The sequence below is a fragment of the Pseudarthrobacter sp. LT1 genome, from assembly GCF_035621795.1.
GTDB lineage: Bacteria > Actinomycetota > Actinomycetes > Actinomycetales > Micrococcaceae > Arthrobacter.
This window is the reverse complement of record NZ_CP141830.1, coordinates 262,805-287,363: the sequence shown is the minus strand read 5'-3', so window position 1 is coordinate 287,363 and position 24,559 is coordinate 262,805. Positions and strand designations below refer to the sequence as shown.

Annotated in this window: 23 protein-coding genes; 5 read left to right on the top strand and 18 right to left on the bottom strand. The window is 67.5% G+C overall.

Going from position 1 to position 24,559, the window contains the following annotated elements:
• Window positions 1–134 precede the first annotated feature (134 nt).
• The 3 genes from VIK36_RS01400 to lysS form a co-directional block, all read right to left on the bottom strand.
• A complete protein-coding gene (locus tag VIK36_RS01400) occupies window positions 135–467 on the bottom strand; it encodes an Lsr2 family protein (RefSeq protein ID WP_324643810.1) in 333 nt (110 codons plus the stop codon).
• Window positions 468–606: 139 nt separating this feature from the next.
• Window positions 607–783, bottom strand: a complete 177-nt coding sequence (locus tag VIK36_RS01395; RefSeq protein WP_324643809.1) for a hypothetical protein — start codon at window positions 781–783, stop codon at window positions 607–609.
• A gap of 2 nt (window positions 784–785) precedes the next feature.
• Complete coding sequence (gene lysS / locus VIK36_RS01390; RefSeq protein ID WP_159634312.1) at window positions 786–2,324, bottom strand: lysine--tRNA ligase; 1,539 nt, start codon at window positions 2,322–2,324, stop codon at window positions 786–788.
• A gap of 68 nt (window positions 2,325–2,392) precedes the next feature.
• Between lysS and VIK36_RS01385 the strand changes: the two genes are divergently transcribed.
• A complete protein-coding gene (locus tag VIK36_RS01385; protein ID WP_324643808.1) occupies window positions 2,393–3,307 on the top strand; it encodes an alpha/beta hydrolase in 915 nt (304 codons plus the stop codon).
• Here VIK36_RS01385 and atzF read toward each other — a convergent pair.
• Genes atzF through VIK36_RS01360 form a run of 5 tightly spaced genes read right to left on the bottom strand, consistent with a single transcriptional unit; the run spans window position 3,285 to window position 12,017 of the window.
• Window positions 3,285–5,150 carry an allophanate hydrolase gene (gene atzF / locus VIK36_RS01380; protein WP_324643807.1) on the bottom strand — a complete coding sequence of 622 codons (1,866 nt, stop codon included), beginning with the start codon at window positions 5,148–5,150 and terminating at the stop codon, window positions 3,285–3,287. The genes VIK36_RS01385 and atzF overlap by 23 nt on opposite strands.
• Window positions 5,147–8,890, bottom strand: a complete 3,744-nt coding sequence (uca, locus tag VIK36_RS01375) for an urea carboxylase (RefSeq protein ID WP_324645346.1) — start codon at window positions 8,888–8,890, stop codon at window positions 5,147–5,149. Before uca ends, atzF begins: the two co-directional genes overlap by 4 nt.
• 8 nt (window positions 8,891–8,898) lie before the next feature.
• Complete coding sequence (locus tag VIK36_RS01370; protein ID WP_324643806.1) at window positions 8,899–9,594, bottom strand: urea amidolyase associated protein UAAP2; 696 nt, start codon at window positions 9,592–9,594, stop codon at window positions 8,899–8,901.
• On the bottom strand, window positions 9,591–10,466 hold the full coding sequence (locus VIK36_RS01365; RefSeq protein ID WP_324643805.1) for an urea amidolyase associated protein UAAP1: 876 nt from the start codon (window positions 10,464–10,466) through the stop codon (window positions 9,591–9,593). Before VIK36_RS01365 ends, VIK36_RS01370 begins: the two co-directional genes overlap by 4 nt.
• 48 nt (window positions 10,467–10,514) lie before the next feature.
• Window positions 10,515–12,017: an amino acid permease gene (locus VIK36_RS01360; protein WP_324643804.1), complete on the bottom strand. Its 1,503-nt coding sequence runs from the start codon at window positions 12,015–12,017 to the stop codon at window positions 10,515–10,517.
• 240 nt (window positions 12,018–12,257) lie between these two features.
• On the opposite strand from VIK36_RS01360, the gene VIK36_RS01355 reads away from it, so the two are divergent.
• Together VIK36_RS01355 and VIK36_RS01350 are read left to right on the top strand one after the other, a co-directional pair.
• Window positions 12,258–12,929: a TetR/AcrR family transcriptional regulator gene (locus tag VIK36_RS01355; protein WP_324643803.1), complete on the top strand. Its 672-nt coding sequence runs from the start codon at window positions 12,258–12,260 to the stop codon at window positions 12,927–12,929.
• Between the two features lie 51 nt (window positions 12,930–12,980).
• Entirely contained in the window at window positions 12,981–13,817 is an 837-nt protein-coding gene (locus VIK36_RS01350) for an alpha/beta hydrolase (protein ID WP_324643802.1), read from the top strand.
• Window positions 13,818–13,872: 55 nt separating this feature from the next.
• Here the strand turns inward: VIK36_RS01350 and VIK36_RS01345 are convergent, their stop codons facing one another.
• Entirely contained in the window at window positions 13,873–15,375 is a 1,503-nt protein-coding gene (locus tag VIK36_RS01345; protein ID WP_324643801.1) for an MDR family MFS transporter, read from the bottom strand.
• Between the two features lie 130 nt (window positions 15,376–15,505).
• Complete coding sequence (locus VIK36_RS01340) at window positions 15,506–16,072, bottom strand: type 1 glutamine amidotransferase domain-containing protein (RefSeq protein ID WP_324643800.1); 567 nt, start codon at window positions 16,070–16,072, stop codon at window positions 15,506–15,508.
• Between the two features lie 330 nt (window positions 16,073–16,402).
• On the opposite strand from VIK36_RS01340, the gene VIK36_RS01335 reads away from it, so the two are divergent.
• Window positions 16,403–18,016, top strand: a complete 1,614-nt coding sequence (locus tag VIK36_RS01335) for an HNH endonuclease signature motif containing protein (protein ID WP_324643799.1) — start codon at window positions 16,403–16,405, stop codon at window positions 18,014–18,016.
• Between the two features lie 43 nt (window positions 18,017–18,059).
• On the opposite strand, the gene VIK36_RS01330 is transcribed toward VIK36_RS01335, so the two are convergent.
• Window positions 18,060–18,638 (bottom strand): TetR/AcrR family transcriptional regulator, encoded by a 579-nt coding sequence (locus tag VIK36_RS01330; RefSeq protein ID WP_420716281.1) that lies wholly within the window; start codon window positions 18,636–18,638, stop codon window positions 18,060–18,062.
• A gap of 168 nt (window positions 18,639–18,806) precedes the next feature.
• Here VIK36_RS01330 and VIK36_RS01325 point away from each other — a divergent pair, with 168 nt between their 5' ends.
• Window positions 18,807–19,073: a hypothetical protein gene (locus VIK36_RS01325; RefSeq protein WP_255174044.1), complete on the top strand. Its 267-nt coding sequence runs from the start codon at window positions 18,807–18,809 to the stop codon at window positions 19,071–19,073.
• A 49-nt stretch (window positions 19,074–19,122) separates the two neighbouring features.
• On the opposite strand, the gene VIK36_RS01320 is transcribed toward VIK36_RS01325, so the two are convergent.
• The 7 genes from VIK36_RS01320 to folB are packed head-to-tail and all read right to left on the bottom strand — an operon-like array spanning window position 19,123 to window position 24,557.
• Window positions 19,123–20,046: a pantoate--beta-alanine ligase gene (locus VIK36_RS01320; protein ID WP_324643797.1), complete on the bottom strand. Its 924-nt coding sequence runs from the start codon at window positions 20,044–20,046 to the stop codon at window positions 19,123–19,125.
• A complete protein-coding gene (locus tag VIK36_RS01315) occupies window positions 20,047–20,940 on the bottom strand; it encodes a Rossmann-like and DUF2520 domain-containing protein (RefSeq protein WP_255174042.1) in 894 nt (297 codons plus the stop codon).
• Window positions 20,933–22,588 carry a PH domain-containing protein gene (locus tag VIK36_RS01310; protein WP_324643796.1) on the bottom strand — a complete coding sequence of 552 codons (1,656 nt, stop codon included), beginning with the start codon at window positions 22,586–22,588 and terminating at the stop codon, window positions 20,933–20,935. The genes VIK36_RS01315 and VIK36_RS01310 overlap by 8 nt, the downstream gene beginning before the upstream one ends.
• Window positions 22,585–23,097, bottom strand: coding sequence for a PH domain-containing protein (locus tag VIK36_RS01305; RefSeq protein ID WP_255174040.1), 513 nt, complete (start codon window positions 23,095–23,097; stop codon window positions 22,585–22,587). Before VIK36_RS01305 ends, VIK36_RS01310 begins: the two co-directional genes overlap by 4 nt.
• Complete coding sequence (locus VIK36_RS01300) at window positions 23,078–23,626, bottom strand: DUF3180 domain-containing protein (protein ID WP_324643795.1); 549 nt, start codon at window positions 23,624–23,626, stop codon at window positions 23,078–23,080. Before VIK36_RS01300 ends, VIK36_RS01305 begins: the two co-directional genes overlap by 20 nt.
• A complete protein-coding gene (gene folK, locus VIK36_RS01295; protein ID WP_324643794.1) occupies window positions 23,623–24,168 on the bottom strand; it encodes a 2-amino-4-hydroxy-6-hydroxymethyldihydropteridine diphosphokinase in 546 nt (181 codons plus the stop codon). The genes VIK36_RS01300 and folK overlap by 4 nt, the downstream gene beginning before the upstream one ends.
• On the bottom strand, window positions 24,165–24,557 hold the full coding sequence (gene folB, locus VIK36_RS01290) for a dihydroneopterin aldolase (protein WP_324643793.1): 393 nt from the start codon (window positions 24,555–24,557) through the stop codon (window positions 24,165–24,167). The genes folK and folB overlap by 4 nt, the downstream gene beginning before the upstream one ends.
• Between the last annotated feature and the right edge of the window lie 2 nt (window positions 24,558–24,559).

Sequence of the window (24,559 nt, the reverse complement as noted above, 5' to 3'; positions counted from 1 at the left end):
GGGGCCGCTGCATCGTCCCAATTGAGTCAAATGGGCAACGGCAGACACCGCCAGTAGCAGCAATATCGGCAAATTGAAAAACCCCGCCCCGCCTGTCGGCGGTAAGCGGGGTTTCGGTGGAGCTAAAGGCGGCGCTAGGAATTTGCCTTCTGGTAGGCTTCCTGGATTTCGGCCTGAATTCGGCCGCGGCTGTTAACGGTGTACCCGTTATCCCGCGCCCATTGCCGGATTTGCGCCGAATCGTGGCTGCGGCCCCCTGTTGGCGCCTTGGTCCGCTGCCCCCGGCTTCCACCGGAAGCCTTGCGTGCAGCGTTGATGAACCTCTCCAATGAAGACCGGAGTTCAGCGGCATTGGCTGCCGACAGGTCAATCTCGTAGCTGGCCCCGTCGAGGCCAAACTTCACATTCTCGTCTGCGGATCCCCCATCCAAATCATCAACGAGGATGATGTTTACTTTCTGTGCCATTAAAGGTCTTCCTCTTGCTGGAAAGTTCGGTTTTCAGAAAAGCAGGATGTTTCCCAAAAAAAGTATGACTCTTATCTTGGCAACGCGTCAAAGCGCCTAATGGTTCCTTGGGGATAAAACCGGAAAGTAGGGGGTTTATCTATTTGGATTCCGAACCCGGACGGTCCGTAGGCTGAACCGGGAGGCCGCCCGCTTCGGCCTGGGCGCGGGCTTCCGCCTGCCGCTCGGCCTTGTCGGCGTTAAAGATCGCCTTCATGGCGAACCAGAAAAGCAGGCCCACCACGAGGGAGGGAAGAATCACTGCAACGTATTCCATGATCAGTGCCCTTCGGGCTTCAGCAGGGGGAACAGGATGGTTTCGCGGATGCCGGCTCCGGTGAAGAGCATCACCAGCCGGTCGATGCCCAGGCCAATGCCGCCCATGGGAGGAGCGCCATATTCCAGGGCACGCAGGAAGTCCTCGTCAAGCTGCATGGCCTCGACGTCGCCGGCAGCCGCGTGCAGGGACTGTTCGGTGAGCCGTTCGCGCTGGATGACGGGGTCGATCAGTTCAGAGAAGGCGGTGCCGCGCTCCATGCCGCCGATGATCAGGTCCCAGGCCTCGATCAGCCGGCCGTCCTCGCGGTGCGGGCGGGCCAGCGGCTGCGCGGACGGCGGGTAGTCGTAGACGAAGGTGGGGTTCAGGAGGGTGGGCTCCACGATTTCACCGAAGAGCTCCACTGCCAGCTTCTCGGCGTCCCACTTGGGGTCAACCTTGACTTCGTGCTTGGCTGCGATTTCCCGAAGCACCTCAGCGGAAGTGTCCGGCGTGATCTCCTGCCCAACGGCGTCGGAAAGTCCGGGGTAGACGGCCAGCCAGGTCCACTCGCCGTCGAGGTTGATCTCCCCCGCCTCGGTCTGCAGGACGCGTCCGGCACCCACGGCGTCCGCGGCGTCGAGGATGATTTCCTTGATCCGCTCGGCCATGACGAACTGGTCCGCCCAGGCCTCGTAGCACTCAAGGGTGGTGAATTCCGGGCTGTGCGTGGAGTCGACGCCCTCGTTGCGGAACACGCGGCCCATGTCGTAGACGCGGTCGATCCCGCCCACCACGGCGCGCTTGAGGTACAGCTCGGTGGCGATGCGGAGGGTCATCTTCTGGTCGAAGGCGTTCATGTGGGTCTCGAACGGACGCGCCAGGGCGCCGCCGTGGACCAGGTTCAGGATGGGCGTTTCCACTTCCACGTAGCGGTGCCGGAACAGCGTTTCGCGGATGGAGCGGGTGATGGCGGCTCGGGTGTAGACCATCTCGCGGGCCTCGTCCCGGACCATCAGGTCAACGTAGCGCTGGCGGACGCGGGTTTCCTCGTTCAGTTCCGCGTGCAGGACGGGCAGCGGGCGCAGTGCCTTGGAGGCCATGGACCAGGACTCGGCCATGATGGACAGTTCGCCGCGGCGGGACGAGATGACCTCGCCCTTGATGAAGACGTGGTCGCCCAGGTCAACCAGGGCCTTCCAGTCGGCAAGCGCTTCCTCGCCCACGTTGGCCAGGCTCAGCATGGCCTGCAGGCGCGTTCCCTTGCCGTCGGTGCCGCCTTCCTGCAGGGTGGCGAAGCAGAGCTTTCCGGTGTTGCGGACAAAGACCACCCGGCCGGTGACGCCCACGATGTCGCCGGTGGTGTCGTCCGCCTCGAGGTGGGCGTACTTTTCCCGGATTTCGGCGAGGGAGTGCGTGCGTTCCACTCCCACGGGGTACGCCTCCGTGCCGCGCTCAAGAAGTTTGGCGCGCTTTTCCATGCGGATCCGCATCTGCTCGCTGGCGTCGATGGGCTCTTGGGCATTCTTGGGCGCGGGGGTGTTTTGGGAAGTCACAATCATCAAGTTTACCGGGCATTGGCTGCCCCGACTTTCAGCTCCTGCGCAGGCTTGCGCCCTAGGATGGGCGGGTGAAAGAACGGGAACTTCCAACGCACGACGGCGGCAGGCTGGCTTTGTACAGCTACGGCGCCGGGGATGCGCCCGGCGAAAAGCGGGTACTGCTGATCGGTGGCGCGTTCCTCACGGCCCTGATTTACCGGCCGTTCTCCATTGCTCTGGCGAACGGCCTGGGCGACGGCTGGGCTGTTGACGTTTACGACCGGCGGGGCCGGGGCAACTCGTCCGGACAGCCCGCGGACTACTCCATGGCCACCGAAATCGAGGATGTCCGGACTGTGCTTAAAGCCACCGGCGCCCGGAATATCCTGGGCCACAGCCTGGGTGGATCGGTGGCCCTGAACGCCGTCCAGGAGTTCACCGGGACCGGGTTCGTCCCTGACAAGCTCGCCGTGTACGACGCGGCGGTGAACATCGACGGCAGCATCGACACCGCGTGGCTGGACGGATTCGAGGACGCCGTGAACAACGGCAGGGTGGGTCACGCGCTGGCGCACATGAAGAAGGCCACCAGCCCGGGCTCGGCCATGGCCAGGATTCCGGAACCGGTCCTGGCCGGCCTGATGGCGGTGTTGTCGCGGACCAAGGTCAACAGGATGTTCCAGCAGGTCATGCCCAGCGGCGTGGGAGAGCTGAGGGCGGCTTACGACGAAAAGGACCACGCCAGGGACTTCAGCGTGCTGCCCGCCGGAACCCACTTCATGGCAGGCGGAAAGAGTCCCAGCTATTACAGGGTGACGGCGGAACGGCTCCACGCAGCAGTGCCGGGGAGCACCTACCAGCTGTCCCCCAAGTGCTTCCACGGCTCCATTCCAGCGGCCGTGAAGGAACTGGTGAAGGACATCTCGGCGTACTTCAAGGATGAAGGTCCGGACGGGAACCCCCGCCCGGACGCTCCTGAGGCTATCCCCGTTCGCCGCGGCTGAACCCGGCGAGCGCAGCCTCGCCGAGATCCCGCCATACCGTCCGCGGCGTCGGTGCAACACTGCGGTCGGCCAGCCAGTCGCCCCAGGCGGTGATGTCCTCCCCGCGTTCAGCGGCAACGGCGTCGCAGGCGAACCCGACAGCAGTTGACCCGTCCGCGAGCTGAATGGAACCGAGCAGCATGGGTTCGGGGAGGGACGCCAGGAACGTCCCCAGGGCGGCCGGGGACAACAGCCACCGCTCCCCCACCAGTCCAGCGCCGTCGTCGGACCGGTAGACGCCCGGCTTGGGCGGCACTGTATCCAGCGACACCATCCGGTAGCGTGCAGCAGTCCGGACGGGGCCGTCCCAGAACGCGCCGCGCTCCTCCAGCTCCTGCGCCAGCGGCTGCCCCTTCCGGTGCGCGCCCACCACCACCAACGGCACGGCCACGGCGCCGGCGCCGGCGGCCACTGGCCAGGGAACGGACGACGACGGATGGCCGGCTCCTGCGGTTGCCTCCGGTCCTGCACCGCCCGGCACCCCCGCGGCGGCAAACAGTGCCGGCGGGGCGGGGGTGGCTTCGATGCGGCGGGCGATGTCAGCGGCCACGGCGTCATCGAAGGTCCGGCCCACCACTGTGAGCCCGAACTGGGCGCCGTCCACCTCCCCGGCAGGGACTGCCACGGCGCAGAGGTCAAACAGGTTGCAGAAGTTGGTATAGGTGCCCATCAGGGAGTTCACGCCCACCGGATCCGCTGCCACTTCGGCAAGCGTCGGGTGGAACGGCGCCGTGGGGATGAGCAGGGCGTCGAAGCCCTCCAGCCGGGCCATGGCCCTGGATTTCAGTTCCTGCAGCCGGGCGGTATCGGCAACGTACTGATGCGCCAGCACTGTCCCGGCCGCCCGGATGATGCGCCCCACCGTGGAATCGATCCCCGCGTGGTCCGCGCCGGCGTCGTACTCCTCGAGGAAGCTGCCCACGGCGGCGTGGCGTTCGGCCACCAGCCCGCCGTCGTACAGCAGCCGTGCCGCCTGGAGGAAGTCGTCGAATTCGATGCCGGCTGTTTCCACACCGGAGGCGGTGAGACGGGCGACCTGCCGGCCAAACTCGGCAGCCCATGCCGGCGGAAGGGCCGGCAGGGTGGCCGGATACGCGACGCGGGGCCGTGATGGTGCAGCCAGCCTGACGTCCGTGGGCCAGGCGCGGGAGTTGCCGGCCATGACGCCCATGGCAAGTTCAGCGGTGGACAGGTCCCGGGCAAAGATGGTGACGGCGTCCCAGGACCGGCAGGCGGGAACCACTCCGGCCGTGGAAACGACGTCCAGCGTGGCCTTGATTCCAACAATGCCCTGCAGCCCGGCAGGGACGCGGCCTGAGCCGGCCGTGTCAGTACCGATGGCGATGTCCACCAGTCCCAGTGCCACGGCCACCGCGGACCCGGAACTGGACCCACCGGAGATGTGGTCCGGGCGGCGCGAGTCGCGGACGGCGCCGAACGGGCTCCGGGTGCCGACCAGTCCCGTGGCGAACTGGTCCAGGTTGGTGGCGCCCAGGACCAGCGCACCCGCGGAGCGGAGGCGGGCCACGGCTTCGGCGTCCTTGTCCGGGTTGTACGCAAAGCCGGGGCACGCTGCCGTGGTGGGGATGCCTGCCACGTCCACGTTGTTCTTCACGCCGAGCAGGAGCCCGGCGAGGGGGAGGTCCGCGCCGGCGGTCACTGCGGCGTCGATTGATGCTGCCTCGGCCAGGAGATCGTCCCCGCCGCGCAGCGTGATCCAGATTTCGGGCCGGTCCGCTGCTTCAATGGCGGCGAGCGCTGCCTTCACGCGCCGGGTGGCGTTGCCGGTGATTGTGGTGCTCATACCGCTGCCTCTTCCAATTCCAGCTCTTCCAGCCCTGTGGGTTCGGTGGTGGCGCCTAGGACCACCACTGCCTCGCCTGCCACCACCTGTGAACCCGCGGCGGGCAGGACGCGGAGCACCACGCCGTCGCAGGGCGCTTCGAGGACGGTTTCCATCTTCATGGCCTCCAGGGACACCAGCGGCTGGCCTTTGACCACGTGGTCCCCGGCCGCAACGTCCACTTTCCAGACGCTGGCGGCGAAGGGTGCGGAGACCAGCGCACCGCCCTCCGGAACCTCCACCTCGTCCGTTGAAGGGGCCACGACGGCGGCCAGCGCCTCCGCGCGGTCGAACTCGCCGGCGTCGGCCCACGCCTGGCGTTCCACCGCGAAGGCCGCACCCTGCTTTTCCCGGAACAGCTCGATCGACTCCCGGTTTTCGGCCAGGAACTGCTCGTGCCCGGCCAGGGAGAAGGTGCCCTCCTCGATCTCGACGCCGCGTCCCCTTCCGGCTGCCATGTCGGCGCGCAGGTCCAGGAGTTCCTCCGGGCTGACGGGGTACCAGGAGATCCGGTCAAAGAAGCGGAGGAGCCACGGGGATCCGGGCTCGAACGGGGCGGAGTCCGCGTAGCGCGACCAGACCTGGGTGGTGCGGCCCACGAACTGGTAGCCGCCGGGGCCTTCCATGCCGTAAATGCACATGTACGCTCCGCCGATGCCAACTGCGTTTTCCGGGGTCCAGGTGCGGGCCGGGTTGTATTTGGTGGTGACCAGGCGGTGCCGCGGGTCCAGCGGAGTGGCCACCGGCGCGCCAAGGTACACGTCCCCGAGGCCAAGGACCAGGTACTCGGCGTTGAAGACAGTATCGAAAACGTCGTTGACCGAATCCAGGCCATTGATGCGGCGGATGAACTCGATGTTCCAGGGGCACCACGGAGCGTCGTCCCGGACGCCTGCCATATACCGCTCTATAGCCTCGCGGGTAGCGGGATCATCCCAGGACAGCGGCAGCCGGACCGTACGGCTGGGAACCACCAGTTCGGAGCTCGCCGGCAGGGCGGCCTCGACCTCCCGGACCAGGTCCAGCAGCCGCGTGGTGGACAGGACGGACGGGTCCACCTTGATCTGCAGGGAGCGGATACCCGGGGTGAGGTCCACGATGCCGGGCACGCGGAGCGCCTCAAGGTGCTGGTGCAGGGCATGGACCCGGGCGCGCAGGCCAAGGTCCAGGACCATCTCGCCGTATTCGACCAGCAGGTTGTCGTCTCCTGACCGGCGGTAGGTGACCGCGGGCCGGCCGGAACCTTCCGGCACCCGGCCCAGCACGCCGTCGTCGCCATCCCCGCGGATGGGTCCGGGGACGGCGCGGCCTCCGGCCTGAGCTGCCGTGGACGGGTTCGCCGACCAGTCGGTGTCGCCCGGGAGGACGAGCTGGCGGCCCGGTCCCAGGTCCTTGGCCGACGGCGCCCGGCCGGCTTTGATGGGCACGAACCGGACCTTGTCTCCGGGCCGGAGCTGGCCGAGCTTCCAGCGCTCGGCGGTCACCACCGTGACGGGGCAGACGAAGCCGCCCAGGCTGGGCCCGTCGGGGCCGAGCAGAATGGGGGTGTCGCCGGTAAAGTCCAGGGCGCCCACGGAGTAGGCGGTGTCGTGGATGTTGGACGGGTGCAGCCCTGCCTCGCCGCCGTCGGTCCGGGCCCAACGGGGCTTGGGGCCAATGAGGCGGACGCCGGTGCGGGCGGAGTTGAAGTGCACTTCGTACTCCGCGGCATACAGTTCTTCGATGTCGTCGCGCTGGAAGAACTCGGGGGCGCCGTGCGGGCCTTCGGCCACGGCCAGTTCCCAGGTGGAGGTGAGGGTGGGGCGGCTGTCCAGCGGGACCGCGGTGCCGGTGGCCTGTTGGACGGGGGCCTGTTCGACGGCGGACTTCACCGCGCGGAGCACGTCGCCGGCGCGCAGGACCCGCCCGGCGTGGCCGCCGAACTGGCCCAGGGTGAAGGTGGACGCACTGCCCAGGTACTGCGGGATGTCCAGGCCGCCCTGGAACAGGATGTAGCCGCGCAGGCCGTTCCCGGTGGCCGTGCCGGCGTCGAGCGTTCCACCTGCAGGCACCGTGACCGGGGTCCAGGCCGGCACCTCCGCCCCGTCAACCGTCACCGTGACGTCCGCCCCGGTGACGCAGACGGTGGTGGCGTGCGTGAAGGTCAGGCTGGGGCCGGTCATGGTGAACTCCAGGCCCGGCGCGCCCTCCGGGTTTCCCAGGGCGGTGTTGCCCAGCCGGAAGGACAGGTCATCCATGGGGCCGCTGGGCGGGACACCGATCTGCCAGAGGCCAGTGCGGCCGGGCCAGTCCTGCACGCTGGTCTGCAGGCCGGGGCGGTTCACGGTGATCCGGGGTTCCGGATCCCCCACCGGGTCCAGGGTGCTGGTGGAGTGCTGCACGCTGCGGACCACGTCCATTCCGCTGACGGCCCGGAGCAGCCCTAAGTTGGTCTCGATACCGTCAATCCGGGTGCTTTCCAGGGCGGAGGAAAGCCGGTCAAGGGCCTCCGTGCGGTTGGCGCCGGAAGTGATGATCTTGCCCAGGAGGGGATCGTAGTTGGTGGAGACTTCCGTGCCGGTTTCCACCCAGGCGTCCACCCGCGCTGCTCCCGCCGCAGGGTAGGCGGCGTTGGTGACGGTTCCGGCGCTGGGCTGGAACCCGCGGGCCGGGTCCTCGGCGTAGAGGCGGGCTTCCACGGCGTGGCCGGTGACGGGCAGCGCGTCCGGCACGTTTTCCAGCACCGCTTGCGCTGCGTTTCCACCCTGCGCCAGATGGAGCATCCATTCCACCAGGTCCACGCCAGTGACGGCTTCGGTGACGGGGTGCTCCACCTGGAGGCGGGCGTTGACTTCCAGGAACGAGGCTTCCTGGCGGGCAGGGTCATAGACGAACTCGACGGTGCCTGCGGAGCGGTAGTTAAGGGAGGCGCAGAGCGCGCGGGAGGTGCGGTGCAGTTCCGCACGGAGTTCGTCGGGCAGGTCCGGTGCCGGAGCTTCCTCCAGGACCTTCTGGTGGCGGCGCTGCAGCGAGCAGTCGCGGTCGCCCAGGCTCACGACCCGGCCGTCACCGTCGCCAAAGACCTGGACTTCGATGTGCCGGGCGTTCTCCACGTACCGTTCGGCGAAGACCCCGGCGGTTCCGAAGCTGGCGCCGGCCAAGCGGGCCACGCGCGGGAAGCTCTCCGACAGTTCCGCCTCGGACCGGCAGACCGTCATGCCGATGCCGCCGCCACCGCCGGTGGCCTTGAGCATGAGCGGGAACCCGATCGTCCTGCCGGCCTCCACGGCGGCTGCCACGTCCTCAAGCAGTCCGGAACCGGCGATCATCGGCACCCCGGCGGCCCGAGCGGCGTCCCGCGCGGTGTGCTTGGTGCCGAAGATGCGCAGCTGCTCCGGCGTGGGGCCAACAAAGACCAGGCCTGCGGCTTCCACCGCTTCGGCGAAGGCTGCGTCCTCCGACAGGAAGCCGTAGCCGGGGTGGATGGCGCCGGCGCCGGTTGCCTTGGCGGCGTCCAGGATCGCCTCAACGCGGAGGTAGGACTCCTTGGCCGGGGCGGGCCCCAGGAGCACGGCTTCGTCGGCGAGCCGGACATGTTTGGCGCCGCGGTCCGCCTCGGAGAAGACGGCCACGGTGCGCAGTCCCAGCTTCTTCGCGGATTCAATGATCCGGCAGGCGATTTCGCCGCGGTTGGCAACCAGCAGGGTGTCGAATGTGTTCAGGGTGTTGTTCACAGTGCAGCCTCCGGCCGGGTGACGATCATGCGGACGGGGGTGGGGTTGAAGCCGTTGCAGGGGTTGTTGACCTGCGGGCAGTTGGAGACCAGCACCAGGGTGTCCAGCTCCGCGCGCAGCGCCACGCGTTTGCCGGGGGCGGACAGGCCGTCCACGATGCCCAGGGCGCCGTCCGGGTCCACCGGGACGTTCATGAACCAGTTGATGTTGGAGACGAGGTCGCGTTTGCCGAGGCCCCAGCGGGAGCCCTCGATCAGGAAGTTCTCCACGCAGGCGTGCTGTTCGCGGGTGTGCTGGCCGTACCGGAGGGTGTTGGATTCCTGTGAGCAGGCACCGCCGATGGTGTCGTGCACGCCAACTTCGTCCGCTATGACGGTCATCAGGGGTGCGCCGGTATCCGCCCTCAGGACGGAACCGGTGGTGAGGACGATCGACCGCTGCGCGGCAATGGTTGCCGGAGCCGAGTAGCGGACGGTGGGGTCGGCCGCTGCGTACAGGAGGCAGTCCACGGCCTGGTTGCCTTCCAGGTCCACGATGGTGAGGACGTCACCGGCGGCCACCACGGCGGACCAGGGTCCGCGGGCTTCGACGAATTCATCCAGGATCACGGTGCCGGCAGCGAGTGCGGTTTCCGCGGCGTCCGGGTTGGGCTTGGTGTCCGCAGGGGTTTTGGCGTCAATAGCGGTGTTCATCGGGCGTTCCTTGCGGTGAGGTCGTGTTCGGTGTTGCGGAGGGCCTGCAGGTGTTCCGGGCTGAGCGGTCCGGTGAGGCGTCCCGCTTCGAGCCCGGCGAGGTCCTGCGGTGCGTGCCAGGCGGTGATGTCCACGGCGGTTCCGGTGAAGTTGATGCGGGGATCCAGCGGGTGGGCGGTGTTGGCGAGCACCACCACGGCGTCCATCTGGAGGAGAAGTTCGACGGCGGCGCCCGGCCCGGCACTGCCGGTGAAGGTGATGCTTCCGGCCGGGTCAACGGTGATGCCCTTGAAGAGCGAGAGCGACGGCGCCACGTCCCGGGCGCCCAGGCCGTTCTTGAGGGCGCCCAGGGTGAGCAGTTCGCGGGCGGCCGGTGAGGCGCTGTGGACGGTCCCGGCGCCGTACTTGGCAGTGTTGCCTGCCAGGGTGGTGGCCCCGGTGAGGGCATCGTGCCGGCTGGAGGTGTCCGCCACGATGGTGGCCATCAGGCGGCCTGCGTCGGACAGCAGCGGGTGGCCGGTGGCGGGGTAGGCCTGCCACGGGACCTTGACGGTATCGGCAATGTTAAGGCGTTCGTGCAGGGCGCCGGTCCGGTAGAGCAGGGTATGGACGCACGCATCTCCGGCAGTGTCCGTGATCCGGATCCGGGTGCCCCGGGCCAGCGCCATGGTGGTGTAGCGGCCAAAGGCGAGGGACTCTGCCCAACTGGGGGTCGCGCCGTCGGGCATTCCTGCCAGCAGTTGGTGCGGCGCGGAGGCTGCCGGGACGAAGCGCATGGTGTCCACGGTCTTGCCGTGCTGTTCCCTGGCGTGTGTGCGGGCACCGGCGGTGGTGGCGGTACCGGTTGTTGGCGTTTCAATGGTCTGTGTCATGTCAGTCCTGGATGTCGTGGAAGTTCTTGGGAAAGCTGGGGCGGCCCGTCAGGCCCTGGTTGCCGCATTCCGGCGCCGGACCCAGAGGCCCAGGAGCAGGACGGCCGTGACCATCAGCGGTGCGGACCAGAGGAGGAGCCCGTTTTCGCCGGAGGGGTCGTACACCTCGGGCCGCGGCCAGGCGAGGTTGACCACCATGACTGCGCCGTAGAGCACGGCGAGGATGTTGACCGGAAGGCCCCAGCGGCCCAGTGAGAAGAGGCCCGCGGGCATGGTCTGTCCCACCCGGTCCCAGTCGCCGCGGAGGCGGTTGACCAGCTGCGGAACGGTGACCAGGAGGTAAGCGAGGTAGACCATCACGATGCAGACGCTGCAGAGGGTGGTGAACAGGGCTGCGTTGCCCACGTTGATGGCCAGCACCGCGACGGCCAGGGCACCGATCACGATGGAGGGCCACATGGGAGTGCCGCGGGTGGGGTGGACGGAGGAGAGGAGGCGCGACGCCGGGAGCTTGCCGTCGCGGGCCATGGAGAACACCAGGCGGGAACCTGCAGTCTGGATTGCCAGGGTGCAGACGAAGATGGCGATGGCCACGTCCACCAGCAGGACCTTGCCCCAGAAGGTGCCCAGGACGGCGGTGAGCACGTAGGGCAGGCCTTCGGTGGCGAGGCGGCCATCGTCCAGGCTTGGTGCCGCCATCAGCGCGGTGATGATCATCAGTGCGCCGCCGACGCCGGAGATGAGGAGGGCGGAGAGGATGGTCCGCGGTGCGGTGCGGCGGGGGTCCTTGGTTTCTTCTGAGAGCTCGCCGGCGGAGTTGAAGCCCACCATGACGTAGGCGGCCATGAGGCCTGAGACCAGGAAGGCTCCCACGGCGCCCAGGCCGGACCCCTGCAGCACGGTGGTGTCAGCGACCACGTCCGGTCCGCGCTGGGCAGCGCTGATGAGGGCCAGGATCACTGCCGCGACGCCGACGATCTCGCAGGTGACGCCAACGGAGTTCACGTGGGCCATGAGCTTTACGCCAAGGGAGTTGATGATGGTGGTGGCCACCAGGAGGACCGCGCCGAGGACCACGGCGTTCGAAGCCCCGCTCACGGTGTTGAGCCCCGGGTCTCCGCCCACCACCTGGAAGCCGTCCCAGAGCTGGGGCAGGACCACCTGCAGGGCGATGGCGGCAGCGGCTGCGGTGACCACCTGCGCGATGGCCATGAACCAGCCTGCGAACCAGCCGACGCCTTCTCCCCCGACGCGCCGTGCCCACTGGTAGACGGCGCCGGACAGCGGGTAGCGGGCGGCGAGTTCGGCGAAATTCAGCGCCACCAGCAGCTGGCCCACCAGGACAACCGGCCAGGTCCAGAAGAACGCAGGACCGGCAAAAGAGTAGCCGAAGGCGAAGAGCTGGAAGATGGTGGTGAGGATGGAGACGAAGGAAAAACCGGCGGCAAAGGAAGCGTAGCGGCCGAGCTTTCGGTGCAGGGTGGGCTGGTAGCCAAGGGACGTCAGGTCTGCATCGTCCTGGTGGACGGTGGGGAGGACGGTTGATGTCATCGGGAATCTCCGGGGCTGGAAAGGAATCTGGGGGCAAAGCCTCCCGGCACCGCAGCGCTCGGCCGAAGGCTGCTGATTACCGGTCAGTTGATAGTTTTCCAGCGGGATGTCCCCAAACAGTTTCGCCTCTGTAAAAGGCGGATAGACATCTTGTTTCGGCCAGATTTCCGTCCCCTCACCAGCTCCATCCGGCCTTTCAGCCCTGCCCGGCACAGCGCCTGGTGGTGCAAGAATGAAGCAGTGACTTCAGCCGGACCGGGACGCCCCCGCCACCAGCAACCCTCCCGGCCAGGTGCCACCGCCCGCGAGGAAATACTCGACGCCGCGGCAGAGCTCTTCACCACGCAAGGCTTCGCCAGCACCTCCACCCGGTCCATTGCGGACGCCGTGGGAATCCGGCAGTCGTCCCTCTACCACCACTTCAAAACCAAGGACGACATCCTCGAGGACCTGCTGGAGGGGACGGTGTCCGGCGGCCTGACGTTCGCGCGCGCAGTGGCGGCGCTCCCTGCCGGACCCCTGGAAGCCGAAGGCCCGGCTGGGAGCCGGCTGCACGCCGTCGCCGTTTATGACGGCACCCAGCTGTGCAATGCCCGGTGGAACCTTGGCGTCCTGTACCACCTGCCGGAGGTGCGGAGCACGCGCTTTGCCCGGTTCCTGAACGACCGGCAGGAGCTCCGGCACCTGTACGGAGAGCTGGGCGGCGGCCTGTCAGCCACCGCGGCAGGACCGGACGGCGGCGACCTCACCTTCCGCCTGGTCGAATCCCTGATCTACCTCCGGGCGGACGGGGCGGTTGGTCCGGAATCGCCCCTGCAGGCGGCCGACGCCGGCCTGATCCTCTGCGGGCTGGGCCGGGAGCTGCCGGCCATCCGCGCGGCGAGCCGGTCCCTCATAGACCGGCTGGCCTGAGCCGGCGGTCTCCGGGATGCCTGCAACCACTTGCTCGGCTAGGCTCGGAGCATGACGCGAGAGAACATCAGGACCCCCGACGGCGGCACGATTGAGCTCTTCTCCACCGGCGCGGAACTGGCGTCGGCCGGGTCCGGCGTGGTGGTGGTGCCGCCCTCCATGGTGACGGCCGCGGACTACACGAAGTTCGCCCAGAAGTTGAGCGCCGCCCTGGGCCGGCCGGTCCACACGTTCAACCGGCGCGGCCGCGGCTCATCGTCGCCGCAGCCCGAGGACTACACGCTGGACGTGGATATCCGGGACCTGGACACGGTCATGAAGCACACCTCCAGCACCGACGTCTTTGGACACAGCTTCGGCGGAGCAGTCGCCCTGCACGCCGCGCGGACCCTGCCCGTGGAACGGCTCGCCGTCTACGATCCCGCAGTCTCCGTGAACGGCAGCGTCACCGCCAACTGGATTGCCGAGTACGAGCGCGCCATCGCCGCCGGCGACCATGACCGCGCCCTGGCCGTCATCCAGCGCGGCCTGGAAGCGGGCGGCTCCTTCTCCTCGCGCATGCCGCTCTCCATGCTGACCCTCGCCAACAAACTGACCGCGGGCACCACGGAAGGAAAGCAGCAGCGCGAGCTGATGCGCACCGGCGTCCGCGAAATCAAGGCCATCATTGCCGCGGACATGCCGGCCGAGCCGTTCCAGGCACTGCCCCTGGAGACGCTGATCGTGGTGGGCGAAAAGAGCCCGGCCTATTTCGGCATCGCCTGCGGCCAGATCCACGACGTGCTCTCCGGCTCCAGCTACACCATCCTGCCCGGCTTCGGCCACGACGGCGCCATCAAGGCCCCGGACAAGCTGATCAAGGAACTGAGCGACTTCTTCGCCGGCTGAGTACTGCCGGCGCCGCTTGGACTAACGTCCTGCGCGGGCCAGTGTTCTGCGCCGACTAATGTCCTGCGCCGTGGCCCGGGCCGGCACCTTCCGTCTTGCGCATCATCGCGGACAGTACGACGGCGGCAAAGGCTATGACGGTTGCCGTCATGAAGGCGGCGCTCATCCCAGCGACGAGTCCCGACGCCGCGCTCACCACAGCGAAGATGGATACCAGCAGCGCCGTGCCCGCCGCGCCGGCCACCTGCTGCGTGGTGCTCATGATCGCGGAGCCGTGGGAGTAAAGGTGCGGCGGCAGCGGGTTCAGGCCTGTGGTGAAGGCCGGGGTGAACAGCAGCGCCAGGCCGAAACTCAGCGTCACGTGCAGGGTGATGATCCACCAAACCGCTGTGCCGGCGTCGAGCATTGAAAATTGCCAAAGGGCAACCACCATCAGGATGGAGCCGGTGACGGTGAGTGGCAGCGGGCCTACCTTGTCGAACGCGCGGCCGATGACGGGGCCCAGGAGTCCCATGGCCAGGCCGCCGGGAAGCAGCGCAAGGCCGGTCTCGAGCGACCCCAGGCCGCGGACTTCCTGCAGGTAGAGCGGGAGCAGGATGACGCCGCCGAACAGCGCCATCATGGCCACCACCATCAGCAGGACCGAGACGGTGAACATCCGGAAGTTGAACGCGCGAAGATCCAGCAGCGGCGCGGCGGCCTTCTGGAGCCGGACCTGGCGCAGTACGAATTCCGTGAGCGCTGCGACGCCGATGACAAGGGCCGCAATGGCACCGGCACCCGGTCCCGCCTGGCCGCCGTGGCCACCGCCGATCTGACTGAGCCCGTAGACCAGGCCGCCGAAAGCCGGGACGGTGAGGACAACGGACAAGACGTCGAGCTTGCCCTTCTCCACCTCACCCACGTTGGTAAGGTACTTGGCGCCGATGGCCAGCGCGGCGAGGGCCACGGGCAGGACGAAGACGAACATGAAGCGCCAGGTGAAATGCTCAAGGATCAGCCCGGAGACGGTGGGGCCCATGGCCGGTGCCACCGAGATGGCAATGCTCACGTTGCCCATGACGGCGCCACGTTTGGCAAGCGGGACCAGGGTGAGGATGGTGGTCATCAGCAGCGGCAGCATGATGGCGGTACCACCGGCCTGGACGATCCGTGCCAGGAGCAGGACCTCGAATCCGGGGGCCACCGCGGCCAGTGTTGTTCCGCCCGCGAACAGGCCCATGGCCAGCATGAAGACGGCCCGCGTGGAGAGGCGCTGGAGGATGAAGCCGGTGGTGGGAATGACCACGGCCATGGTGAGCATAAATCCTGTGGACAGCCACTGGACGGTGGGCGCGTCCACCCGGAGGTCCACCATGAGCCGCTGCAGGGCAACATTCATGATGGTCTCGTTGAGGATCACCACGAACGTCGCCACCAGCAGCGTGCTGATGATGGTCACGGACTCCCGGGACATCTTCTCCGGGGCGGCGGGCAGGGTTCCTTGGCGGACTCCTTCGCCGAGTCCTTGGTCAGGGGCGGGCTGTCCGCTGGCGTTCGGAGAGACTTCGGTAGACATGGGTGTTCCCTCAGGGGTGTTTTAAGAGTGGTGCGCGGTCGGCGCCGCTGCAGATTCCAACACTCTACCCGCTGGAGTAATTCCTCCGCATGGGTTCTTTTTACCCCTGAGGGAACATTAGGGATTTGCTTTAGGCGGTCTGCCCTGCGTGCTGGCCTTCGGAGATTTCTTCCACCAGCTTGTTGTTGAACGCCGGGAGGTCATCAGGGTTCCGGCTGGTCACCAGGCCCTGGTCAACCACCACTTCCTGGTCCGTCCAGTTGGCGCCCGCGTTCTTCAGGTCGGTTTCGAGCGTGAAGTAGGACGTGACATTCCTGCCCCGGATGACTCCGGCCTCGATGAGCAGCCACGGTCCATGGCAGATCGATGCCACGGGCTTGTGCTGCTCGAAGAAGCTCCGCGTGAAGCTCTGGGCGTCCTTGTCGACGCGAAGGTGGTCGGCGTTCACCACGCCACCCGGGAGTACCAGCGCGTCGAAGTCCGAGGCGTTCGCTTCCGCGACAGTCAGGTCAACGTCGAACGTGTCGCCCTTCTCCGTGCCGTTGTAGCCCTGCAGCTTGCCGTTCTTCGGCGCCACCAGGGTGGGCTCGCCGCCGGCGTCCTTCACTGCCTGCCAGGGACTGGTGAGCTCTACCTGCTCCACTCCGTCAGTCAGCAGGAATGCGACCTTCTTGCCTGCGATGCTGTGCTCTGACATTGTTCCTCCTCGCTGGAGTGGGCCGGCCGGCCTTTGGGCGCGCCGGGTCCCGCTCGAGAGTTGATTGCCTGACGCATTCCAGCCTAGGAAAGACAAAAGTAATAAGCAAGCTGACTATCTGTATCGACTCCCCGTACCCGAGTCGGCTGCTGCGCGCGAAAAGGAATCTGCGCTGCGCAGATTCCTTTTCGCTGGGGGTATTAGGGGCGCGGGAAGTAATTCGCGCAGCGGGAACGCGCACGACGGCGGCGCACTGCTTTTTGGACTGAGGCGCCTTTGGCTGGGGTAGGCCTTGGTGGCCAGGGTTCCCGGCGTAAATGTCAGTGGGTCATGGATGATGTCGGTATGGGAATCGGCGGTGGTGCTGGGGTGGCTTTGGAGGGTGTCCACGCCTCTGTTGCTGCCCTGCACGCGTTGGAGAAAGAGGACTCTTTCCTCGCTTCCGGGGCTCATGTTGGTGCCGGTGTGGATGTTGGTGCCGGTATAGATGTATTGCAGCGACGGTATGGGATCAGGCTGGAAAAACTGGAGCTTATGGCCCGGCTGGAGGCGAAGCTCGCTGCGGTGAAGGCACGGGACGTCGCTGAGGCAGTGGAGTTCCAGCAGGCGATGACCCCGCCGGACGCCTCCGTCCAGGACCGCACGTACGCGGGCATGTCCGTGGTGGAGGAGATCGCCGGAGTCCTCACCATCAGTTCGGCGGCCGCGGGCGCTTTGGTGGAGCAGTCGCGGCGGATCTGTTCCCTGCCACCCGTCATGGACGCACTGGCCGCCGGCGTGTTGTCCTGGCAGCACGCCCGCATCATTGCCGACGAAACCGAAGGCCTCACCTCCGAGGGCGCGGCGTCTCTGGTGGCGCACTTCTTCGACCCCGACGCACCCCACCCCGCCCGCGGCGCCGCCCCCGGCGAGCTCGTCCCGTCCCGATTCCGGGCCAAGGTCCGTAGCTGGCGGGAACGCCACCACCCCGAATCCATCGAGAAGCGCCATGTGAAGGGTGTGGCTGATCGGCGGATGGAATACACCCCCGACAAGGACGGCATGGCCTGGGTCTCCCTCTGCCTGCCCGGGGACACCGCCTGTGCTATCTGGAACCGGACCACCGCTATCGCCCGTGGCCTGCAGGGACCGGACGAACAGCGCACCCTCACCCAACTCCGCCCCGACATCGCCGCCTCCCTGCTCCTCGGCGCCGGGCACACCACACAAACCGGGAAACCCACAGAGATCGGGAAGGTCCCTGCGCCGCGGGCCGATGTCCTGGTCACCGTGCCGGTGTTCTCGCTCCTCGGCCTCACCGACGAGGCCGCCATACTGGATGGTTTCGGGCCGATCCCGACGTCCATGGCACGCAATCTCGTTGCCGACGGGGCGGATTCGTTCTACCGGGTCCTCGTCGACCCCCGCAACGGGGCAGCACTGGAAATCGGCCGCACACGTTACCGGCTCACCGAAACCATCAAACGCTGGATCAGGATGCGGGATGCCAAATGCACCTTTCCCGGCTGCACCAACCGCACCCCCGACAACGACACCGACCACCTAAAAGCATGGGAACACGGCGGCACCACCAACGTCAGCAACCTCGCACAGCTCTGCCCCAAACACCACCGGCTCAAGCACCACAGCCAATGGACACCCCACCCCGCAACCGAAAACAATCCGCCCGGCTGGACCTCACCAACAGGCAGGCACTACAACGCCGAACAACAGGATGCCGAACCAACCCCCTGGCCACCAGGAACCTGGCCGCAATGGCCGCAGTGGGCCGTGCCCCGTGAATGCCGGTGCCTCGACGCGCACCTCGAAGACCTCCCGCAGTGGGAACCCGACGACGCCAGATACGTGGACCTGGACGATCTGCCGGCCGATGATCCACTCTGGGCCGAATTCCTCGCCACCTCATTCGCCCTGTTCCCGGACGTCATAGGGGCCCGGCCGTAGGCTGCCACGGTCGGTGCTGAAGCCCGTCCTGGAGAGCCAGCCGCTATGCCCTGTGGTGCTCGATCAGCCAGACAGCCATCTCTTGGGCACGCTTCCCGGCGTCCAGGTCACCGCCGGTTGCCGAGATGATGGAACCCTTCATCAGGATCTGCCAGGAACGCGCGAACCCGTCCGGGTCCACAAGCCCGGCTTCTTCGGCCAACGCCTGTACGTGGCTCCGGAGCTTTGCCAGGTAGTTGATACTGGCCTGCCCCAAGGGGTGGGACGGTCCCATCTCCAGCAGGACCTGGGTGAAGGTGCTCCCTTCGAAGTCATCGCGCCGGAACCATTCCCCCAGGACATCGAAGATTGCCAGCAGCCGCTCCACCGGCGTCTGTCCCCGGCCCCGGGCCTGGGCCACGATCGCTTCAACAGTCCACAGTTTGTCCCGCTGCTCCAGGAAGGCCAGGACCAACGAGTCCTTTGACGGGAAATGCCGGTAGAAGGTGGCCTTGGCCACGCCTGACCGCTCGATGAGTTCATTGACACCCACGTCCCGGACTCCCCTGCGCGAAAACAGCTCGTAGGCCACCGAGAGGATCCGCTCCACGGAATTGGTGTTGCCCACCGCCGCCGGAGCCATGGAAGAGGAATCGGATATCGGGACCTTCGCCTCTGTGCTCATAGGACTTGGAGTCTACTTCAGGGGAGACAGACCGGTCTTGCCCGCTGTAGTGTTTCTCCTACGCAGTTCTTTAGAACACCGCAAGGCGCGCCCAAGGGTCCGCCGGTTTGGAGCAAGGAGGCCCCAATGTCAGCAGAGCGGATGTTCCAAAGTGTCCCGTCGGATCCGGATCCCTGGATGTCCAGTGATACGCCCGAAGAGGTCAGGCAGTTCGCTATCGAGTCGCTGCGGTGGCAGGCGCAGGAAATCATCGATGAGCTGCTCGGCGGCCAGGATCCCTGTGAAGAACTCGCCCGGGCCCGCCTTCGCCGCTGCGTCGCCAGGAACCCGGGCAGGCCTGAACGCGCGCTGCTCGAACAGCTCATGATCAACCGGGACCACTCAGGCCTGTAACGGGGCACCCGGGCGTGCGCCGGGCCGACGTGGCAGCTATGAGCAGCAGTTACGAACTCAGTGGCACGTTGTCGATCAGGCGCACCGGGCCCACCTTGGCGGCGATGAGCGCCAGGGCCTCGCCGCGGAAGGGCGTTTCCCGGCAGTTCTCCGCCAGCGGCTCAAGGGTGCCCGGGTCCACTACGTCAAAGTAGTCCAGCGAGACCAGGGGCTGCGATTCCACCATCGCCAGCGCGGAGTCGAGGTCCAGCGGCTCATGGGCGTTCGCCCTTTGCTCCAGCAGCCGCAGGGCCCTGGACAGGACAAGCGCGGCGTCCCGCTCGGCGTCGGACAGGAAGCGGTTCCGGCTGGACAGCGCCAGCCCGTCCGTTGCGCGCACCGTTGGCACGCCCACGATCTCCACCGGAAAGTTCAGGTCGGAAACCATCCGCCGGACCAGGGCCAGCTGCTGGGCGTCCTTTTGCCCGAAGTAGGCCCGGTACGCCGGCAGGCTGCCGGCGGCAGAACCCGCAGGGCCGGCGGGGAGGCCGGCCGCCGGTGTGCCGTAGTGCAGCAGTTTTGCCACGACAGTGAGTGCGCCGTCAAAGTGGCCGGGCCGCGAGGCGCCCTCCCACTTATCCCCGAGGCGGCCGGAAGTGATCCGCACCAGGGGTTCACCACCGGGATAGACCTCGTCCACGGAGGGCGCGAACGCGAGGTCAACGCCCTGCTCCTCGAGCAGGGCGAGGTCCGCGTCGAGCGTCCGCGGGTAGCGGTCCAGGTCAACGGCATCGCCGAACTGCAGCGGGTTGACGAAAATGCTGGCCACCACCACATCGTTCTGCTCGACGGCGGTTCGCGCCAGCGTTGCGTGGCCTTCGTGGAGTGCGCCCATGGTGGGCACAAGCCCCTGGGAAACACCCTGTTTCGCGCCGAGCAAACGGGCGCTTTCGGCTTTCAGGCCGGCCACGGTGGTGACGAGTTGAATGGGCATTCAGTCTTCCTTCGAATCGAGGGCCTCGCGCAGCCCCTTCAGCTGGTCGGGTTTCAGCAGGCCGCGCCCTTCAGCGCGCAGGGCAGTGGCGCGGGCCATTGCAAGGTAGGCCTCGAGCACGTCACCGTGCCCGCCGCCGTCGAACTCCCGCAACGCCTCAGCGTGCGCACGAACGGTGCCCACGTCCCCGCGGGCCACCGGCCCGGTCAGCGCAGACTCCCCCGAGGCCAGCGCGTTTTCCAGGGTGGCGCGCAGCAGCGGCCCCAGCATGCGCTCGGGTGATTCCACTCCCACCTCGCGCAGGAGCTGTGACGCCTGTGCCACCAAGGTGACCAGGTGGTTGGAACCATGGGCCAGGGCCGCGTGGTAGAGCGTCCGGTCCGCCTCGGCGATGGCCACAGGCTCCGCCCCCATCTCCACCACCAGCGCCTGCGCGATGGGGAGCATGGCGGCATCGGCCGTCACGCCAAAGGTGCAGTCGAGCAGCCGGGTGAGGTCCAGGCTCATGCCCGTGAACGTCATGGCCGGGTGCAGCGCCAGCGGCACGGCCCCGGCGGCACGGACCGGATGCAGCACGCCCACGCCGAACCGGCCCGAGGTATGTGCCACGAGCTGCCCCGGCTGCCAGGCGCCTAGCTTCGCCAGCCCCTCCACCAAGTCCGGCAGCGCGTCGTCGGGCACCGCCAGCAGCACCAGTTCCGCACGTTCCACGATGTCCTGCACTTCAAGGATGGGCACGCCGGGAAGCAGTGCCTCGGCCCGGTCCCGGCTGGCGTCGGAGACGGCTGACACTCCCACGACGGCGTGCTCGGCGGCGCGCAGGGCCGCGCCGAGCACGGCGCCCACCTTGCCGGCGCCGATGATTCCGACGCCGAGGCGTCCGGGCTTAGCCATGCGTCTGGCCTTCCTGTTGGTAATGGGTGCGGGCTTCACTGGCTGGTGTCCCAGGGTGCGGCGCTCCTGGGACGGGTGTGTCCGGCACGGCCGCGGGTTCCACTGCCGGAACGACCTGCCGCAACCATTGTTCGGTGGTTTGCCGCTTCCTGGCCAGCCGCGCCCGCGCCGACTGCTCGTCGAAGAGTTGCCTGGCCTCGTCCAGCCCCGCCTGGGTCAGCCGCGGGGCAACGGGACCGGCTGTCGTGTGCAGGACCAGATCGGCCACCCGGAACCGGCGCGCCACGGGCCCCTGATGGATCGCCAGTGACTGCGTGCGTTGGTGGGGCACCAGCACAAGGTCCCGCCACCAGCGCCCGGAGCGGATCAGAAGTGCCGTGTCCGTGGCGGCAAACCCGTTCCGCCGCCAGGCCAGCGGCGCCAGCAGCCGGGCCCGCCGGGGCGTGGTGGTGAACCCGCCGTCGGAACCGCTGCCCATAAGCCCCGCCGCGAACACCTCCGCAGGGCGTTCCGTTCCGGGGTCCGGCAGGACCAGCGAGAGCATGGCGAGGACGTCGGCGAACTTGCCCACCGGCAGGAGGATGGTCCGGGTGTTGCCTTCGACGGCGTTGCCGGACGCCCCGTAACCGGCAACGTTCACCTGCATCCGGTACCAGCCGAACGGACGCCACAGCGGCGGCTGGGCAATCTTCACAGCCTGGATCCGGCCCGGCGGAAGTGTCTGCGCCTGGGTGTCCAGCAGGCCGTAGCGCAACCGGATGCCGTCCGGCGAGACGGCCGCGGTGAAGTTGTAGCCCTTGTTGAAGAAGTTCCAGTAGCTGGCGGCAAGGCCCAGCGCTGCGGGCACCAGGTAGAAGTAGAAAGCGCGGTTGTCCGTCAGCGCAGACAGGACCACGGAAGCGAAGCCGCCCACCACAATGAAGAAGCTTTGCTCGCTCAATAGCAGCGATCCGACAAGGCGCGACGGCGGCACGCTGAGTACCTGGATTTCGGGCGCCTCAGGTGCGGACGGGTCAAAGGACGCCGCCGATGGGCTGCCGGGACCTGAACGCGCCGCGGCGTTGATGCCGGCCGCCGGGACCGCACCGAAGCTTGCCTCAGCACCGGAGGCCCGGGCCAGGATGGTGGCGCGCAGCTGGCGGGCGTCGTCGATCCTGAGGTACGCCAGGCGCACGGCGGATTCACCGGCGTCGGCAACTTCGAACTTGAGTTCGGCCAGGCCAAAGATGCGGGCCAGCAGGGGCTGCACGATGTCAATTGCCTGGACCCGGTCCAGGCGTGCCTGCCGGTGCTGGCGGAAGAGGAGGCCGGTGTTGACCCGGACATAGCCGCCGGAGACCTGGTACTTGGTGAAGTACCAGGTCAGGACGAATCCCAGGACTGCCACGGCCAGCACGGCGGCGCCGCCGCCCAGGAGCCACGGTGCACGGCGGGCGAATCCGTCCTCGAACACGGGCTGGCCCTGGAGTGTCCGCTCAAACAGGTCGCGGCCGAAGAAGAACGTGATGGCGGCCAGTGCAACCCAGCCGCGGACGAAAGGTGAGGCGGGATGCACACGCAGCCATTCGCCGTCGGGCGTTCCCGTGGCTTCCGGGCCGGTACCGGCAGGCGGCAGCGCCGGGCCGGGCAGCTGGCCGTCAGTGGTCACAGTCCTGCCAGCCTGGCTTCGCCGCGGGCGGCCAGTTGTTCCCGGAGCCGGGCGCCTTCCGACGCCGGGAGGCCGGGGATGCGCGCATTGGTGCCAGGGGACGCTGTGTGGAGCTTGACGGTGCACAGGCCCATGCTCCGCTCCACAGGTCCCACGGCGATGTCCACATACTGCATGCGTCCGTACGGGACGGCCATGGTGCGCTGGAAGAAGATGCCGCTCCTGACCAGGAGGTCCTCGTCGCGCTCGGCGTAGCCGATGGCCCGGACCTGCCGGGGGATGAGGACAAGCCGCCATAAGGCAAGCAGCAGGGTGGCGGCCGGAACAGTGATGGCCAGCCACAGCGGCGGCCACCGCCACCATCCCAGGAGGACGAATACCAGCGGCGCGGACAGGACCAGTACGGCGGCGATGTTGGCCAACGCCCATTCCACCAGGCGGACGGTGACGTATTTCGGTGACACCCGCTGCCAGTTGATACCCGGCGGGTCAATCGCCTCGGTACGCATATTCGCCTTCCCCAGCGGCTTCCCCGCGGGCAGGCCGGCCCTTCTTCCCGTCAACCGTGTTGGTGTCGCCGTCTTCCGGCGGGATCCTGCAGAACCGCTCCACGACGAGCCCCACCACGATCATCACCAGGCCGCCGCCCGCCATGGCGAGGGCGAGCCAGGTGATGCCCTGGTCGCTGCGCAGGCTCCAGATCCGCAACTGGTCCAGGAAGATGCCCACATGCCATCCCAGCAGCACCGATCCGGCGTAGGCGCACGCCTGCGCCAGGATCAGGGTCCGGGCGGCCAGCAGGGGATCCAGCTGCGTCCTCTTCGTCTTGCTGTTGGGCTGGTGGCTGTTCCGCCACCTCAGGATCCGGATACCCAGGATCAGGGTGATGATGACGATGACGCCCATGGTGGCCAGCGCGGTGGCAGGCAGGACAGGCGTGGCCATGCTGTACCGGCTGGTGACAACCGTGGCTGACCAGCCCGCGATGGCAAGGATGACGCAGATCAGCAGCAGGCGCAGCGGGTTGATGGGCTTCATCTCTCCTCCACCGCTCCGGCCGTCGGCATTCCGTCAAAGTCTCCGAACCCGTCGAACGGGGCAAGGTCCTTGAAATCGTCCGCCTGGACTGCCAAGGAGCTGATCCGTTCGCCGTTCAGCGTGGCGGCGGGTTCGATGAGCGACCACGGGTAGAGGACGAAAGCACGTGACGCAGCCCGGGGGTGGGGGATGGTCAGGGCGGGGTCTTCACTGCGGAGCTCACCGTAGGTGATGATGTCGACGTCGAGCGTCCGCGGCCCCCAGCGGACCTCGCGGACACGGAGGTGCTTGTTCTCCACGGCCTGGCAATGTTCCAGCAGTTCGGCAGGGGTGAGGCTGGTTTCCACGGTAATGACCATGTTCAGGAAGTCCGGCTGGCCGGCAGGGCCGCCCACGGCCTTGGTCTGGACTATGGGCGAGACGGCGAGGAGCCGTACTTCGGGCGGATCCACCAGGTCCGCCACAGCCTCTGTCAGGGTCTCGTTCCGTTCACCAAGGTTGCTCCCCAGGGCCAGCACGGCCTTGGTGTAGATCCCGTTCATGCCTGCGCACCGGACAGCGCAGGGGCGGCGGGTTCCCGCTCGCGGTGGACCGTAACGGCCACGTCACCGAAGGGGACCTCGATGGGCGCCTGCGGTTTATGGACGGTGATGTCCACGGCCTGCAGCGTGAATTCGGCCAGGAGGCAGTCGGCGATCCGCACCGCGAGGGCCTCAATGAGGTTCAGGGGCTCCCCGGTGATCCAGTCGGTAATACGCTGCGCCACCTCACCGTAGTGGGCGGTGTCCCGGACGTCGTCGGATTGCGCCGCTTCGGTGAAGTCCAGGTAGAGCACGGCGTCCACAACAAAGGGCTGGCCCTCCCGGCGTTCAAAATCGAAGACACCGTGGTGGCCGACGGCGGTCACTCCGGTCAGCGTAATCCTGTCCATGG

What these genes read in the sequence shown, in the direction of transcription:
- VIK36_RS01400 (WP_324643810.1), bottom strand. Translation starts at nt 467, where the DNA reads ATGGCACAGAAAGTAAACATCATCCTCGTTGATGATTTGGATGGGGGA.
- VIK36_RS01395 (WP_324643809.1), bottom strand. Translation starts at nt 783, where the DNA reads ATGGAATACGTTGCAGTGATTCTTCCCTCCCTCGTGGTGGGCCTGCTT.
- lysS (WP_159634312.1), bottom strand. Translation starts at nt 2,324, where the DNA reads ATGATTGTGACTTCCCAAAACACCCCCGCGCCCAAGAATGCCCAAGAG.
- atzF (WP_324643807.1), bottom strand. Translation starts at nt 5,150, where the DNA reads ATGAGCACCACAATCACCGGCAACGCCACCCGGCGCGTGAAGGCAGCG.
- VIK36_RS01370 (WP_324643806.1), bottom strand. Translation starts at nt 9,594, where the DNA reads ATGAACACCGCTATTGACGCCAAAACCCCTGCGGACACCAAGCCCAAC.
- VIK36_RS01365 (WP_324643805.1), bottom strand. Translation starts at nt 10,466, where the DNA reads ATGACACAGACCATTGAAACGCCAACAACCGGTACCGCCACCACCGCC.
- VIK36_RS01360 (WP_324643804.1), bottom strand. Translation starts at nt 12,017, where the DNA reads ATGACATCAACCGTCCTCCCCACCGTCCACCAGGACGATGCAGACCTG.
- VIK36_RS01350 (WP_324643802.1), top strand. Translation starts at nt 12,981, where the DNA reads ATGACGCGAGAGAACATCAGGACCCCCGACGGCGGCACGATTGAGCTC.
- VIK36_RS01345 (WP_324643801.1), bottom strand. Translation starts at nt 15,375, where the DNA reads ATGTCTACCGAAGTCTCTCCGAACGCCAGCGGACAGCCCGCCCCTGAC.
- VIK36_RS01340 (WP_324643800.1), bottom strand. Translation starts at nt 16,072, where the DNA reads ATGTCAGAGCACAGCATCGCAGGCAAGAAGGTCGCATTCCTGCTGACT.
- VIK36_RS01335 (WP_324643799.1), top strand. Translation starts at nt 16,403, where the DNA reads ATGGATGATGTCGGTATGGGAATCGGCGGTGGTGCTGGGGTGGCTTTG.
- VIK36_RS01330 (WP_420716281.1), bottom strand. Translation starts at nt 18,638, where the DNA reads ATGGCTCCGGCGGCGGTGGGCAACACCAATTCCGTGGAGCGGATCCTC.
- VIK36_RS01325 (WP_255174044.1), top strand. Translation starts at nt 18,807, where the DNA reads ATGTCAGCAGAGCGGATGTTCCAAAGTGTCCCGTCGGATCCGGATCCC.
- VIK36_RS01320 (WP_324643797.1), bottom strand. Translation starts at nt 20,046, where the DNA reads ATGCCCATTCAACTCGTCACCACCGTGGCCGGCCTGAAAGCCGAAAGC.
- VIK36_RS01315 (WP_255174042.1), bottom strand. Translation starts at nt 20,940, where the DNA reads ATGGCTAAGCCCGGACGCCTCGGCGTCGGAATCATCGGCGCCGGCAAG.
- VIK36_RS01305 (WP_255174040.1), bottom strand. Translation starts at nt 23,097, where the DNA reads ATGCGTACCGAGGCGATTGACCCGCCGGGTATCAACTGGCAGCGGGTG.
- VIK36_RS01300 (WP_324643795.1), bottom strand. Translation starts at nt 23,626, where the DNA reads ATGAAGCCCATCAACCCGCTGCGCCTGCTGCTGATCTGCGTCATCCTT.
- folK (WP_324643794.1), bottom strand. Translation starts at nt 24,168, where the DNA reads ATGAACGGGATCTACACCAAGGCCGTGCTGGCCCTGGGGAGCAACCTT.
- folB (WP_324643793.1), bottom strand. Translation starts at nt 24,557, where the DNA reads ATGGACAGGATTACGCTGACCGGAGTGACCGCCGTCGGCCACCACGGT.